This is a genomic window from Gilvibacter sediminis (genome assembly GCF_028561565.1).
GTDB lineage: Bacteria > Bacteroidota > Bacteroidia > Flavobacteriales > Flavobacteriaceae > Gilvibacter > Gilvibacter sediminis.
Window position 1 is genome coordinate 278,545 of the sequence record NZ_JAQQTE010000001.1, and the last position, 15,460, is coordinate 294,004.

Consider the following 15,460-nt stretch of genomic DNA (forward strand, 5'->3'; position numbering starts at 1 on the left):
TCCCAGTGGAAGGCCTTCTGTTTTTTATCGCTTTAAGTATTACCAAATACGAACGCGCTCTTCTGGAGCCAGCCACATACCGTCTCCTTCCTTGATATCAAAGGCTTCGTAAAAAGCATCGATATTCAATAGCGGTTGTGTTGCACGGTAACGCCCTGGCGAGTGAGGATCTGTGAGTACTTGTGTACGCAATGCCTCATCCTTAGCCAAAGTACGCCATACCGTTGCCCAAGACATAAAGAAACGTTGTTCTGGAGTGAAACCGTCAATGTTCTCTGGACGTCCGTTCTTTTCAAAATACATTTGAAGTCCGTCATAAGCGCCCAATACACCTCCAAGGTCACCAATATTCTCTCCAAGAGTAAAGGCTCCGTTGATGTATACAGAATCTACTACCTCGATCTTGCTGTACTGGTCTGCCAAAGCTTTTCCGCGAGCGGTGAATTGCTCCAAGTCTGCAGCCGTCCACCAGTTCACTGCGTTTCCGTCGCCGTCAAAACGCGCTCCAGAATCATCAAAAGCATGAGAGATCTCATGACCGATCACCGCTCCAATACCACCATAGTTTACAGCATCATCTGCTAAATAATCATAGAAAGGAGGTTGAAGAATAGCAGCTGGGAACACGATCTCGTTATTCAGTGGGTTGAAGTAAGCGTTGACGATCTGTGGCGCCATACCCCACTCCCCGCGATCTACCGGTTGGTAGATATCGGCAAGGTTCTTTTTGGTAGCCCAATCGTTCACAGCGATCATATTGGCAAAGTATCCGTTGTCTTCTGTAATTGCCAAATCTGAGTAGTCTTCCCACTCATCTGGATATCCGATCTTCACAGTAAACTTATCCAGTTTCTCCACTGCTTTTAGCTTGGTGCTATCACTCATCCATTCCAAGTTCTTCACACGTTGCTTGTAGGCAGAGATCACATTTCCGATCATTTCCTCAGCCTTAGCCTTTGCTTCTGGTGGGAATTTCGCATCTACATAAAGCTTTCCAAGCGCCTCTCCAACATTGTTATTCACCGTTGCCAAAGCACGCTCTTTAGGATCGCGTTGTTTTTTAGTATCTCTCAAGTACTTAGAATAGAACTCCCAGTTGGTGTACTCGATCTCTGTGGTCAACATATTGGCTGAATTGTTCAGCGTTGTCCACTTCACCAAGGTCTTGATATCCTCAATAGGAGTAGTCTTTAAGAAATCTTGCAGAGCCGCCATATAGTCAAGATCCAAAACGATCAAACTCTCGATCTGTACAGGCACTTCCATATCCTTCATGAGTTTGTCCATATTGATCGCCGGTACCATGGCTTGCAATTCTGCAAAAGTGCGTGGATTGTTCAATTTGCGAACATCACGACTCTCCACCTTGTCAAGTTTTGGCTCTTCCAATTGCGTCTCCATTGCCAAGATCTTTTCTGCGGCGGCAGTAGCAGTAGCCTCATCGTCTCCAACATACTGTAGCATCTTTACAATGAATTTCTTGTACTCTTCACGGATCTCTTTGGATTTCTCATCCTGCAACAAATAGTAATCACGATCTGGCAATCCAGTTCCTCCAGGGCTTACATAGAAAGTGTTCATGGAAGAATCGTTGAAATCTCCAAAGGCTTGCATTCCCAAGAAAGGAGCGCTTACCGCCGAATTCGTAGCCAAAACCGTTTGCAATTCCGTTAGGTTAGTAATGCTGTTAATAGCATCCAAAGCAGGCTGTAGTGGTGTGATTCCTGCAGCATCACGAGCTACAGTATCCAATTTAGATTCAAACAAAAAGATCGCCTTGGCCTGATCGGTCTCTGGAGCATACTTTCCAGATTCTTTGGCTTCTGCGATCAATTCTAAAACATCTGCATCCGTACTCTTACGCAACACGCTGAATCCACCCCAAGTAGAGCGATCTCCAGGAATCTCCGTTTCCTTGAGCCAGGTTCCGTTTACATAATTGTAGAAGTCATTTTTTGGTGACACCGTAGTGTCCATATTGGCCAGAATGATGCCGCGAGGTTCGTCATCTTTCTGCGCCATATCGTTTTCGTTTTTACACGAACTAACCAACAGAATGCTCGCAAAAGCACCCATAGAGGCTAGCAAATACATACGCTTCATAGAAGTTATTTTAATGATTTGTTCTTAGTTTGTGGATATAAGACCGTTTTCAGCGAAAAACGTTACAGGTTTTTCAATTATCGCTGATTTTCTGCAGCAATTATAGAGTCTAAAATTGCCTTTTGTTTTTCGCGTTCAGCCTCTTCATTTTCTTTTCTATCTAGATCGATTCGATCCTTAAGTATCTTTTCATTAATGCGCACCTTTAAATTGGCCATAGAAGTGTTTAGCTCTTCAAAGCAAGTAGAGATCACCTCGGTTCTGGGGCGTTCACTATTAATGGCTTGATTCAATAGCTTAACACGTGTTTGCAAAACATTGACCCGTGATAGGATACTCTGCTGAGCCAAAGTATCTGGTACCGTATTGGCCAGTGAATCCGAAAAACTCACCAAGCGCTCCGAGCGCGATCGGATCTCTGCCAAGGACAAAGTATTCATCGCGATGAGTTCATCCTCAAAATCATCAAAGATGGACCAATCATTTACAATCGGCGTGGCTGCTGCATTGATGCGCGGCAATTTTATGCTCGCAGTCCCATAAAAGGAAGTACTGTCTTGGCTCGTAGTGGAATCTTCCTGCTGCTGACCCGAATTGGAATCGCAGGCCGTAAATAACAATCCGAAGCAAAGAAAAGTGCAAACAAAGCCGCTGAGTATGTAGAATTTAGTGCGCATTGCTGGGCAAATATAATCAAATCCTTGCCCCGACACTGTTGTAAAAAACACAAATAAAGCCAGCGATCCTCACAGTTTTATTCTGCTTATATTTGCTTTGCAGCTTCTTCATTGGGGATGCACAACCAAATAAATACTTCCTTAGTTTAGACCGATTATGCTAAAATCTCGAATCCTGGTCCTGGGTGGCTGTGGACAATTAGGCACAGAACTGGTAACGCATTTACGCGCAAAATACGGCGCTAAAAAAGTGATCGTCAGTGATATCAAAGAAGCAGACGATGAAATGATGGCGCAAGGACCTTTTGAGGTTATTGACGCTACCGATTACAGTCAAATAGAAGACGTTGTGATCCAATATGAGATCACCGAAGTTTATCTACTCGCGGCAATGTTATCGGCTACTGGAGAGAAATTCCCAGAGAAGGCTTGGCAGCTCAATATGACCTCTTTATTCAATGTGTTGGACTTGGCTAAAGACGGCAAGATTGAAAAGGTCTTTTGGCCTTCCAGTATTGCAGTATTTGGCGAATCGACCCCTAAGGACAACACACCTCAGCAAACCATTATGGAACCCAGCACGGTTTACGGGATCAGTAAACTGGCGGGAGAACGTTGGTGTGAATACTACCACCGCAAATTTGGTGTGGATGTGAGAAGCATTCGCTATCCGGGCTTGATCAGTTATAAAACGGCTCCGGGAGGAGGAACCACAGACTATGCGGTAGATATTTTCCACAAAGCGCTCAAGCACGATTGTTATGTGTCCTTTTTGAACGCGCAGAGTGAACTACCCATGATGTATATTGAGGACGCCATTAATGCCACGATCTCCATTATGGATGTTCCGCGGGAACAGATCAAGGTTCACAGTTCATACAACTTGTCTGCCTTGAGTTTTACGCCAGAACAACTCGCGGCAGAAATAAAGAAACAACGCCCAGATTTTAAGATCTCCTACGACCCGGATTTTAGACAAGAGATTGCAGATTCTTGGCCAAACTCTATTGATGATTCCGAGGCGCGTAATGATTGGGGCTGGGATCACCAATACGGTATTGAAGAGATCACAGAGATCATGCTCCGAGAATTGGGGCCGGTCTACGCAAAATAAACTCTTATGAATCGCTTGGGATTTTTATTGTTTCTGCTGATTGGATGCATGTCTTGCACAGAAGAATCAGCAGAAGATATTGTACTTAAAAGTATGGAATACCACGGCGGAATTGCCGCTTGGGAAGCTGTGGATGAACTCAGCTATTTAAAGACCACCAAGCTCTACGCTGCAGATGGCAGCCTAGAATCTGAAAGCAGTATTGTCTATCATCATCCTTTATATCAAGACCTGCCTGCCAGTATGCGCTGGCTGGATGGCAGTCAACTCAAGGCTTTTAAATTGGATTCTGCAGGGGTGATCAAAGCCAATTTTGATCTTACTGCCAAAGACAGCACGCGCTATCGGGAAAGTTTACGCACGGCGCCATATACCTTGTGTCAACCCTTTAAATTGATGGCAGACGCTGATCTATTAGTTCGATTTGAAGACGAAGTATTAGAAGACGGCCAAGCCGTTTATGTTATCGGTTTAGGCTATACGGATAGCGACGGCTCCGAAGGAACCCGATGGAAATACTACTTCAATAAAGAGAACTACCGCCTAGAGGCTGCTTTAGTTTTGCACAACGGCAGTTACAGCTACATTACAAACGATGTTTACGAGAATAAAACGGGTTTATCTTTAAATGCTAAGCGGACCAGTTACCGCACAGACAGCTTGCGCAATGTGCAATACGTGCGGGGAGAATTTCTCTACGAGTATTTAGAAGAACAATAAAAAAGGCTCCTTTATCAGGAGCCTTTTTAGTTTTAAATTGTTTTAAAGCTTATTGCTTGATCAGGCGTTTTACCGCTGTTCCAGCAGAGCTTTGGAATTTCACCATATAAAGTCCAGTAGCCAATTCAGACACATCTAGTGTCAAGCCAGCATTTTGGTTCATGGTTTGGGTCAATACCTGCTTCCCGGTAATGTCAAAGATCTGAACACTTTCTAAAGGCTCATTAGCACTCCACTGGATCTGTAATTGATCTCCCGCAGGGTTAGGATAAAGCACAATGGCAGAAGCGTCAAACTCGTCTACAGAAAGTCCGCAGAAGTTGCTTGGATCTTCAATGATCACATTGGCCGTACAAGTGTAAACATTACCTGCATAATCTGTGATAGTAACATCTACCGTGTTGGCTCCAATATCGTCACAAACAAAAGAAGAAGGTGAAAGCGTTACGTCCATTCCAATATACATGAGGTCCTTGATACGTACATCAAAACCGTCATCTACGGCTGGATTTCGAATAGCCACTGCATCACCAGTGAGTAAGTCAATGGTGTATACGGTATCACATCCAAAAGTAGTTGAGCTTACGGCTTTATCGCCTCCTACGTACTCAATACCTTGAGAAGTTCCTCCACAACCGCCATCAGGCACGGTAAAAGAAGTCACAGGGCTCACAGAACCGTCAGAAAGCGCAACAGCGATCACATCAATGTTTGCCGTTCCACTTGCGTGCAAGAGTCTGTTGTTGTCAAAGTCATAAGTCAATCCTACTCCACCTGCAGTACCGGCAGCACCTACATCTGCAAAGGCATTCATGGTGTTAGTACTCAAATCATAAAGCCCGATCTCTCCCGATTGGAAGGTCACGTAAAGCGCTCCATCACTACCAAAGGTTATGTCTTGCGCCTGTACATCTGCTCCTGGAGACACCATTGCATCGATCAAAGTTGTTCCCCCAGTGTCTAGATCAAAAAGATAGAGCGAACGCGCTCCTCCGTCGTTCTGAAGAATGTAAACTTGATTCTCAATAGGGTGATAATCCATAGCGAAGAACTGATCCGGCCCTGTACTGGTTACCACTGGAGTCTTCACGCTAATGGCGTCATCGGTAGGGTCATAGTTGTATAAGTGCACATCATTCACACCACCCGTTGCATTTAGATCAATCGCGTAAAGGTTGTTGATGGAATTGGTAATGGTTCCTCCATTGAATGGAATAGAAAGGTCAGATTGCACCTCAACAGTGGCATCATTACATGCTGGACCACTTGCAGTAGAAGCGTTTACATAAGCAAACTGCTTTACCGAACCGTCAAATGGGTTTGGATCTGCCAAGCTTGCAGTAGCTCCCGTTGCCATATCAATGGTATAAATGATACTGCAATCAAAAGTAGAAGAAGAGATCGCTTTTCCGTTTCCGACATACTGAATAGCCTGAGCTGAACAAGCTCCAGCCGCACCAGGAATAACAATATTGAACAGTAAGCTTGAAGCTCCTGTTGTAGTATTGATCTCAAAGATGCTAGGATCTGAAGTACCCGACGCGTAGATCAAGCGATCGTTGTCAAAATCATAAGTAAGCCCTGAACCACCACCTGCAGGAAGTGCTCCAATATTGGTCGCTGTTCCTGAACCTGGATCATAAGAGTCTAGATCTCCAGAACCAAAAGTAATGTAAACGGTTCCATCGGTCCCAATGGCCATAGCACTTGGGTTAGTCGCTCCAGAAGAAGACACTACCGCGCCGAGGTCTGTGATTGCACCAGAAACTGGATCCAAAATATGGAAGTTTCGCGTGCCACTTCCGTTGTCTAAGATCGCATACACCAAACCATCAGAAGGATTGTAGTCCATTGCAAATGGGGTATCCATAGCAACATTCAATGCTGCTCCTGAGTCGTAAAAAAGACCGTCAGATTCTGGAAAATAACTGAAGCGTCCAAAATTAAAGGCAGCGTCAATAAAGGTTATCGCGTAAAGCGAGTTGTTCGGAATGACTGCTCCACCTACGGTTGCCGCATTGGGAGCGCAATCGTCTTCTATTGGAGCTGCAGGGTTTGTGGCAAAGCTTGCTGAGCCAATCATCAGCATTGCACACATGGAGAGATAAAGTTTTTTCATTGTGATTGTTTGAAAAATTGTTGATTAAGCTTAAAGTTAGGAAAAAACCCATGCGCTCCGACCCAGCCCCACACTTTATCGACAAAAGGATTAAAAAAGGGGAAAAAGCCCCACAATAGTTGTTAAGACCGTAAGACTTTTCTTTAATAATCAAGAGGTTAGCTTCAATTTCAAATTGATTAACTTCAACCAGCCAAGACCACCACACCTATGGAAAACACTACCATTATTCTTGTTGTTATGATCGTGTATATGTTCCTGCTTATTGGCTGGGGACTGTATCAGGGTCGAAAAGTAAAAACGGCAAGTGACTTTGCCATTGCTGGGCGAAAACTACCGGGCTGGGTCGCTGCGCTTTCGGAACGCGCCACGGGAGAATCTTCTTGGGCGCTTTTAGGATTACCAGGGGCGGCTTATGCCACCGGGCTCATGGAAGTTTGGACGGCCATTGGCTGCGTGGTGGGTATCATTGTGGCTTGGGTGGTCATTGCCAAACGCCTGCAACGCGAGGCCGACAAGTATGAAGCTGACACCTTTACCGGCTATATTGCCAAACGCCATGGCAATGCTGCAAAATGGATTCGTTTGGTGGGGAGCGCCACTATAGTATTCTTCTTCTTTTTCTACGTAGGCGCTCAATTTTTAGGCGGTGGAAAGACGCTCAACAGCCTTTTTGAGATTGACCGAAACTGGGCCATGCTTTTGGTGGTTTTGTTAGTAGTTCCTTATACGATTTACGGCGGATTCCGTTCGGTGACCTATACCGATGTGATCCAATCCGTATTGATGATCATTACCTTGATCATAACGCCTATTGCTGGTTATTTCTACCTCAAAGGCATTACTGCGGATGTGAATTTTGCATCCTCTGTCGGAGCTGCTTTGGAAAAGGCCGGCCCCGAATACAGCACCATGATGGGCGGCGCTGTGGTGAATCCAGAAAGTGCTTTGGGAAAGGTGTTGACCGATTGGTTCCCCAACGCTCCTGATATGATAGCAGGCTTGGGCAGCGGAATCATGATCGCTGTGGCCTTTAGTTGGTTCTTTGGCTACTTGGGCGGACAACCGCAGCTGAGCATGCGTTTTATGGCGATCCGTTCGGCTAAGGAAGCGAAGGTGGCCCGAAACATTGGTGTCATTTGGACCGTAATTGCTTATACCGGCGCCTTGTATATTGGCTGGTTAGGGATAGCCATCTTTGGTCCAGAAGGCCTGGCAGATCAGGAGACGGTGATGCCTCGCGTGTTGACCACGATCTTCCCGCCGGTGATCTCTGGAATCCTCATTACAGGAGTTTTGGCAGCTATCATTTCTACGGCCAACTCGCTATTGATCCTATCGGCCACGGAACTCTCAGAGAACCTCATCAAACCGCTGTCTAAAAATAAATCAGAAGCACAATCGCTATTACAATCCAGAGCCATTACCGCAGCGCTTTCTGTCATTGCTTTGTTGATCGCCTTTGTGACTCCGAGCGATCTTATCTACAGCATTGTGGGTTATGTTTGGGCGGGTATTGGATCTACCTTTTCTGTGGTGATCTTGCTCACACTTTTTTACAAATCCTATCACGGCAAAGCCGCTTTGGCCACCATGATCGCAGGTTTGGTATTCACACTTTTTTGGATCGGTTCTGGTTTGGACGCTGTGATCTCCTCTCGCATCATGACCTTTGTTGTGGCCTTGATAGTTGCACTACTCAGCACCAAACTGCTTAAACCGACTACAGCTTAATCTTTTTTGGCCATTTTTTCTAGCAGGCTGATCTGCTTGTCCATTTTTTGCACCATAGCATCCAAAAGTTGAATGTTCTTGGGAGTGACCTCTGTTTGGTCTTTGGGATCTTCTGATTTATTGCGGATGCGGTTCATCACCTTCACCACCAAAAAGACCGTAAAGCCAATGATCAAGAAATCTACGGAGGCTTCTATGAATTTTCCGTAGCCAATAGCGATCTCTTCGGGATTAGTGACTCCATCTGTGGTTACGGCCTCCCGAATGACCCATTTTTTGTTCGTCCAATTGACTCCATCGGTCAAAAAAGAAAGCGGCGGCAAAAAGATCTCTTTTACCAATACGTCTACTACTTTGTTGAAGGCTGTTCCTATGATCACCCCTATGGCGATGTCTATCATATTGCCTTTTACAGCGAATTCTTTGAATTCTGAAAATAATTTTCTCATGCGTTTGCTGCGGATTTGAATTGTGTTGCGTCTGCAAATTACGGATATGATTTTGAATTTATTTGACATTTAAATCCGCCCGTTCTTTGCCGGTAATGAGCAGAGATCGGTCTGGTTATCGCGGTGAGGGTCGCGAACCCTTTTTCTTTTTTTATATGATACTTTTTTCTTGACAAAAAAGTATCCAAAAAGACAAGACCAAATACCGCGACTCTGAACGAGGATTTAGAAAAACAAGCTGGCAGCTTGGGATAAGAGCTGTGTGGAACAGCAGTGCGGCGCAGCCGAGTGCGAGCTCCACACAGCTGTGGCTGAAGGCAGCGTAGTTTTTCAAATTAGAGTGAGCGTCGCTAGCGCTTTTTGCTACTTTTTGCCGCAATTGGAAAAAGTAGTTTAAATAAAAGAATATGATAAGGTCAGCAGCACTTGCTGCAACAATTAAAGACTGAATTTGAGAGGTCATCTCGATACATTGCTGAACGAAGTTTCATAGAAACCAAACATCCAGTGGATGTTTGAGTGAAGCACCTGCGCTAGCAGCAGGCCGATTCTATGTCGCCACTCGATGACCGTAACGTAAACCTCCAATTGCCATAAGCAGCGACGCTTTTTTTGGCATAATGATTCGTAAATTTGTGAAGGATGGAAAAATTCGATGTTCTAATAATTGGAGGAGGCCCAATAGGCATAGCTTGTGGGCTGGAAGCGCAAAAGAAAAACCTAAAATACACCATAATTGAAAAGGGCTGTATTGTCAATTCGCTCTACAATTACCCAGAGGGAATGAGCTTTTTCTCTACCTCAGAAAAGTTAGAACTCGACGGCATTCCGTTTATCTCTAAGAACGCCAAACCGCTTAAGGCCGAGGCCTTAGAATATTACCGCCGTATAGTGACCAGCCGTGATCTGCGCATGCAACTCTTTGAAAAGGTCACTGAGGTAAAACGCCTCAACCCCGGCTTTGAAGTACACACCTCCAGAGGCGCTTATTTAGCCGACAATATAGTGGTGGCCATTGGTTTTTATGACCTGCCCAATTTGCTCAACGTTCCTGGAGAAGAGCTCCCCAAGGTGGCCCACTATTACAACAACCCGCATTTCTATGCCCGCCAAGAAGTGGCCGTTGTGGGTGCAAGCAATTCTGCAGTAGACGCAGCGCTAGAAATTTACCGTAAAGGGGGAAACGTAACCATGATTATCCGCGGTGACGACATAGGCGAACGCGTAAAGTATTGGGTGCGCCCAGACATAGTAAACCGCATTGCCGAAGGCAGCATTAAGGCCCATTACAACACCAACATTACCGAGATCTTAGAAGACCGCATTAAACTCCACGGCACGGAAGGAGATTTTGAATTGCCCAACGACTATGTGCTAGCCCTCACTGGCTACCAACCCAATTTCGCCTTTTTAGAAAACCTGGGCGTGGAACTCTCTAAGGACGCCTTGCGCAAACCCATTTATAACGAAGCCACTATGGAATCTAACCAGCCCGGCGTATACCTAGCCGGCGTGGTCTGTGGCGGCATGAAAACCAATGAGTGGTTTATTGAGAATTCTAGGGTTCATGCTCCCATGATCATTGATCATATTCATAGCAAACAGCAATCTTAGATTACTTATTCCGACTGTAACGACACTTAGGATAACTATTACAACCATAGAATTCAGTTCCTGCTCTTGGTCCTGATTTAACTGTTCTGACAACTAACGCTGAGCCACATCGAGGACAAGTCTCTTTTGATCTATGTCTCTGTCTTAGTGATCTTAAATGATCTCTCTTTTTAAGCGTTGATGTCTTCTGAAAGCTTTTGAGTTTGAAATAAAGCAATTGTAATTCTGCTTCATTGAATAATAACTTCTTATGAGATTTTATATATCTGCCTAAGGCATAATTTCGGACATTTGGTGGCATTTTAGTCCTGAAACTACAGTTTCCATTGAAGTAGATTATTGTCTTAATCCTCGAATCATCCACTCCTAAAAATTCTGCTAATACCTTTTTCTGACGGAAGGCTTGCCGCAGCGGATTCTGAAATTGATATTTTCTTTTGTAAATGACTTGCGTCCATTTAGCTGAGTCCTCCGAACCAAAAATCCAACCCTTTTTGTTCTTAGTTTCTATGATGAATAACCCAAATGGCGAGATGACTAAATGGTCTATTTGAGCCGTGCCATTTGAAGACGGAATAATGAGGTTATGAAACCTTTTATAGGTTTTACTGTTGAGCGAAAACCAAAGGTCTATTGCAGCTCGCTTTTCTCCTATCCAGCCTTTGGAGAGCATGGGTTAATTATTATTTGAATACCTCAATTGTACTTACTTCAATATCGGATTCTTCATCGAAGTTTTACCATTAGATGGCTCTCCTGTTTTGTGACAATACTTCTCTGGAAAATCTTCGTTCTTATATTCATTCCAAATTTTCCACGCTTCTCGACTCATGGGCTGTTTTGGGTTGAACTTGATTTTCTTACCTGTACGAATACAAAAGCCAAACTCTTGTAATTCCGTTTCAGATCGATCAGGACGTTCTACTGGCGCATCGTCCAACTCCAACTCAACAGGAAAATCAGGCAATCTTTTCTTCTCGACAACTGATGATTTTGAATTTCCATAAAATCTCTCCGTGGAATCAACCAAAACCTCTGACTTGACATATTTTTTACCAAGATTAATTATCATTTTGGATTTTTCGTACACGGGTCTTTTAATGAAAACCACTTCATTCTCATCCGCAATGTCTAGACAGGTATTCCAGGCATCATTGTCCGCCGATTGTTTAATCTTATTCATTAAACTTTGCTGAGAATAAACACCAAATTCAATATTGTTTTTGAATGAATAATCGTAAAGATTTATGGAGCTGATAACACCTTTTATCTCGTTGCCATAATACTTGGCATGTAAATTCGACACATAGATTATTGACACATTTGGAAATTTCTTGAAGTAATCAAAGTCAGCCTTGCTCATGCTCTTTTTAACCTCCTTTTCATTTTTACCAAACACAAGTAATAAGTGAACTTTTGGATTGTTTTCGTGCCTATCAAAAAGCTTCTTGAAATAGTCGTCAAGTTTTATAAAGGGAGATACTATTAGTAGTTTTTCCTCTGCTTCCCATATAATGTCGTATATGGCATCTTCTAGTTCCTTACCTGTCAGGAATTTGCTCATAGGTTAAATTATAATTAATTCAGGAATTTATGTTACGATCATGCTTTATTTGGGTGAGAACAAGTAATTACTTAAAGCCATTGTTGGACTTAGCTTTTATTCACCTTTAGTTGTTGCACTTTTTATTATTTCAATAATCTTGCTATTTGAATCTGAATCTCCATCATTTTTCAAATATCCAGTTTGTTGGTTTGAAAATATGGAATGAGTAGTTTCAATTAAGACTGCATTTTTAGTTTGGTCATCAGCACTTGCAGCACTTGAAAAAGTCTCAAATGTACTTAATGCATTCTGTCGATGTTTATTCATAATTGCATTGTGTTTATGTGCTTTATAATTTCTATTAGTAATTGATAAGGCATAAAATAAGGCCGTAAGTACAACAACCTTGGTAATTGTAAATTGTACTATTTCAGCGTTATCTTTAAATAACATTCCAAGAAATGCTAGTCCGATTGCAGAAACCACTATTCCAATTAAAATCCACGTTGTATATACTAACCATATTTCCGATTTAGTTTCGTGAAATTCTGACTCTGCTTGAAATACTTTAGAGTGTTTTGAAACTCCAACTTGTGTTGCAGCACTTTTTGCACTTTCGAGGATATCATTTAGTTCTTTAAGTTTTGCTTCGCTTACTAATTCTGTTTCTTTTTGTTGCTTTTCCAATTCCGTTATTAGTTGGTTCATTTTTGCACGTTCAACGGATAGGTCATTACTATTTAAAAGTCCAATTGATAGAATCGGAACAGAATGAGTATAGTAATTATCGTATGTATTTTGAATGTTATTTATTAATCTTGTTCTCGCATTTGCAGCGTTATTAACTGTTGGATCAAAAGTTTTTACTTGGTCAAAATAAGTTATTGCTTGATTTATTTGTGCGTTTACAGAGTTTAATAGACTGTATGGAACTTCTTGTAAGTTTACTTCCTTAACTCGCTTAAACAAGTCAATTATTTTAATAAAATCTTCTTCAATTTCTTTAAAACTGAATTGAGTTCCGAGTTCTTCCTCACGAGTCAGTTCTTCAATTGAATAAGACACCATTTTTTCAAGTCTTTCATTTACTTGCTTGAATACAGTGTCAAATTGTTCTTTTGTTGCCATTAGTACTTTTATTTATTATTTCTTTCAATTCAGAAACAGTGTAAGCAGGCTTTTTTTTGTGAAGCATAGCGTGACAATTCGGACAAACAGGAATTAAATCCGCTTTTGGATCAACCGAATATTCCTTGCCGATGGTTGAAATATCAATTATGTGATGAACGTGAATAAAATTCTGTCCAAGTTCACCAAACTTTTCTTGAAAATTAAAATCACAAACTTGACAATTCAGTCCAAAATGTTCAATACACTCTTGCCTTGCAATTTGATTTCTCTCGTAACTATTTACTTTTACCACTCTTGTTTTTCCTTCCGAATATTGTTTGTGAGATTCAACTTCGTCTGGAAATACCGTATCCGCAAAAGTATCTTTTACCAGTTCATAGTATTTGTCATAAATTTTTCTGCCTTTTCTTACGGAAGCTCCTGAAGTCTCTTCGTAATATTCAATGTGTTGATATAATGCAAGAAGAGCTGTTTTCAGTGCGGTTATTCCGTTTTCGTTATGGATTCGGTCAAGATAGTAGTCAGTTGCGTAAGCGTTGATCGTTCTTGTATATAGTTTTCCTTGAAGGAGTTTGGAGTAAGCATAAATATAATCAAATGCGGAACTCTTTTTAAGTCCAACGTCCGCCAAAATATTTGCTCCGTCAGAAACTGAAATTTCATTCAAATAGACTTTATTCGCAATTTCGTATGCCCTGTGGATTTGTTCATTCGTGTTTTTCGTCATTCAGTATATCGTTTGGGTATAAATAGCAACAGGTTATATATGAGTTTGGAGTAAAATTAGAATTGAGTTACAGCGTCTTAAGTACCACTAAGAGTTCGGGAATCTTGTCAACTTGTGTTTCTGTCCAAAACGTGTAATTAGTGAACTCGCTATCATCGTAACTATTTAACTTGATAGTTAGTCTTCTCTTTTTTTCATAAACAAAATAGGATAGAGTCATTTCATTCGCCTTAAATATGAACTCTGATGACTTATCCTTGAACTTCAAATCTAGGTTTGGAATTACGTTATCCTCAATGAAAGAGATAAACTCGCTAATTTCCTCATACGCAACCCATGCAGTTTTATAGACATCTGGTTTTTTTACATACATGTCTAATTGAAGAGCGACTCTTGTTTCTCCAGTTTTGAGATTTATTACTTCTATTGGATAAAACTTTACATATTCTCCTATTCCGGATTTAAATTCTGCTGTTGTTGTCCAATCCTTATTTATTCTAGTAAACTGAGCTTCATCTATAAACTTTCTCGTCGATGATTCTATGTTTTGACTATAAGAATATCCGATCGATATCATTAGTATAAAGAGAAATATTAAATTTTTCATTAGTTCTATTTTAATTGAAATTAGGTGCGCAATTCAAGGTTTCATTATATGGTTGTATATATTCCCAAAATGCTTTTCCTGCACTTTCGAGATAATTCATTGAATAATATAATTTGGTACTTGAGCTTACTTGATAAATATATTCAGAACAGCTATATCCATTTCCTTTGAAGCAAACAATGGCAAAGTAATAACTGTTGTAGTCGATTGTTAAATCGTAAAAAGTAACCTTAGAAATAGCAGTGCTAGTATAACTATGATAAGTAGTTCCGTAACTTTTTGATTTTACATATTCCATTAACTCATCACAACTTTGAGAAAAAGAGTTTAATGAGATTAAAAGCATAGTCGTTAATAGTAAATATTTCATGTACGATATTTTAAAAACCAAAAACTCCCCACCCTCAAATCGTCTAGACTCAAGTGATGGGGAGTTTCTTGTCCACCTGTGAAGATAGCAAGAATATTAACAAGTGGTTCATTCATGGTTTAAAGATTGTTTTTTCTTTAGGTTTTTCTTTGCGGGATTCCGTAATCCATTCACGATTTATAAACGCGACTCCGAACGAGGATTTTGAAAAACAAGCTGGCAGCGCGGGAAAAAAGCTGTGTGGAACAGCAGCGAGGCAAAGCTAAGCGCGAACTCCGCACAGCTGTGGCTGAGGGCAGCGTAGTTTTTCAAATCAGAGTGAGCATCGCTAGCGCTTTTTGCTACTTTTTGCCGCGATAGGAAAAATTGCGAAGTGATGTTTTGAAAAAACCAAAAGCCCAGTGGGCTTTTGAACGGAGTAGCCGCGGAAGCGGAAGGCAATCATTTAGATGTCATCTCGATACATTGCTGAACGAAGTTTCATAGAAACCAAACATCCAGTGGATGTTTGAGTGAAGCACCTGCGCTAGCAGCAGGCCGATTCTATGT

At 41.8% G+C, this 15,460-nt stretch carries 14 protein-coding genes; 4 read left to right on the top strand and 10 right to left on the bottom strand.

The window, feature by feature from the left end:
- Window positions 1-39: 39 nt before the first annotated feature.
- Both POW22_RS01235 and POW22_RS01240 read right to left on the bottom strand, forming a co-directional pair.
- Window positions 40-2,103: a M13 family metallopeptidase gene (locus POW22_RS01235; protein ID WP_272830593.1), complete on the bottom strand. Its 2,064-nt coding sequence runs from the start codon at window positions 2,101-2,103 to the stop codon at window positions 40-42.
- 77 nt (window positions 2,104-2,180) lie between these two features.
- Window positions 2,181-2,780, bottom strand: coding sequence for a hypothetical protein (locus tag POW22_RS01240; protein ID WP_272830594.1), 600 nt, complete (start codon window positions 2,778-2,780; stop codon window positions 2,181-2,183).
- 157 nt (window positions 2,781-2,937) lie between these two features.
- Here POW22_RS01240 and POW22_RS01245 point away from each other — a divergent pair, with 157 nt between their 5' ends.
- Both POW22_RS01245 and POW22_RS01250 read left to right on the top strand, forming a co-directional pair.
- Window positions 2,938-3,894 (top strand): NAD-dependent epimerase/dehydratase family protein, encoded by a 957-nt coding sequence (locus tag POW22_RS01245; protein ID WP_272830595.1) that lies wholly within the window; start codon window positions 2,938-2,940, stop codon window positions 3,892-3,894.
- A 6-nt stretch (window positions 3,895-3,900) separates the two neighbouring features.
- Window positions 3,901-4,614, top strand: a complete 714-nt coding sequence (locus tag POW22_RS01250) for a hypothetical protein (RefSeq protein WP_272830596.1) — start codon at window positions 3,901-3,903, stop codon at window positions 4,612-4,614.
- A 49-nt stretch (window positions 4,615-4,663) separates the two neighbouring features.
- Here the strand turns inward: POW22_RS01250 and POW22_RS01255 are convergent, their stop codons facing one another.
- Window positions 4,664-6,733, bottom strand: coding sequence for a T9SS type A sorting domain-containing protein (locus POW22_RS01255; RefSeq protein WP_272830597.1), 2,070 nt, complete (start codon window positions 6,731-6,733; stop codon window positions 4,664-4,666).
- A 210-nt stretch (window positions 6,734-6,943) separates the two neighbouring features.
- Here POW22_RS01255 and POW22_RS01260 point away from each other — a divergent pair, with 210 nt between their 5' ends.
- Window positions 6,944-8,467 (top strand): sodium/proline symporter, encoded by a 1,524-nt coding sequence (locus tag POW22_RS01260; RefSeq protein ID WP_272830598.1) that lies wholly within the window; start codon window positions 6,944-6,946, stop codon window positions 8,465-8,467.
- On the opposite strand, the gene mscL is transcribed toward POW22_RS01260, so the two are convergent.
- The gene (gene mscL, locus POW22_RS01265) at window positions 8,464-8,916 is read right to left on the bottom strand and encodes a large conductance mechanosensitive channel protein MscL (protein ID WP_272830599.1); all 453 of its coding nucleotides are present in this window, start codon (window positions 8,914-8,916) and stop codon (window positions 8,464-8,466) included. The genes POW22_RS01260 and mscL overlap by 4 nt on opposite strands.
- Before the next feature lie 642 nt (window positions 8,917-9,558).
- Here mscL and POW22_RS01270 point away from each other — a divergent pair.
- On the top strand, window positions 9,559-10,530 hold the full coding sequence (locus POW22_RS01270; RefSeq protein WP_272830601.1) for a YpdA family putative bacillithiol disulfide reductase: 972 nt from the start codon (window positions 9,559-9,561) through the stop codon (window positions 10,528-10,530).
- A gap of 1 nt (window position 10,531) precedes the next feature.
- On the opposite strand, the gene POW22_RS01275 is transcribed toward POW22_RS01270, so the two are convergent.
- The 6 genes from POW22_RS01275 to POW22_RS01300 all read right to left on the bottom strand — a co-directional run bounded on the left by POW22_RS01275 (window position 10,532) and on the right by POW22_RS01300 (window position 14,911).
- Window positions 10,532-11,203, bottom strand: coding sequence for an NERD domain-containing protein (locus POW22_RS01275; RefSeq protein ID WP_272830603.1), 672 nt, complete (start codon window positions 11,201-11,203; stop codon window positions 10,532-10,534).
- 33 nt (window positions 11,204-11,236) lie between these two features.
- Window positions 11,237-12,094, bottom strand: coding sequence for a phospholipase D family protein (locus POW22_RS01280; protein ID WP_272830604.1), 858 nt, complete (start codon window positions 12,092-12,094; stop codon window positions 11,237-11,239).
- Between the two features lie 96 nt (window positions 12,095-12,190).
- The gene (locus POW22_RS01285; protein ID WP_272830606.1) at window positions 12,191-13,204 is read right to left on the bottom strand and encodes a hypothetical protein; all 1,014 of its coding nucleotides are present in this window, start codon (window positions 13,202-13,204) and stop codon (window positions 12,191-12,193) included.
- Complete coding sequence (locus POW22_RS01290) at window positions 13,182-13,934, bottom strand: HNH endonuclease (protein ID WP_272830607.1); 753 nt, start codon at window positions 13,932-13,934, stop codon at window positions 13,182-13,184. The genes POW22_RS01285 and POW22_RS01290 overlap by 23 nt, the downstream gene beginning before the upstream one ends.
- A 67-nt stretch (window positions 13,935-14,001) precedes the next feature.
- Window positions 14,002-14,541, bottom strand: a complete 540-nt coding sequence (locus POW22_RS01295; protein WP_272830609.1) for a hypothetical protein — start codon at window positions 14,539-14,541, stop codon at window positions 14,002-14,004.
- Window positions 14,542-14,551: 10 nt separating this feature from the next.
- Window positions 14,552-14,911, bottom strand: coding sequence for a hypothetical protein (locus tag POW22_RS01300; RefSeq protein ID WP_272830610.1), 360 nt, complete (start codon window positions 14,909-14,911; stop codon window positions 14,552-14,554).
- Between the last annotated feature and the right edge of the window lie 549 nt (window positions 14,912-15,460).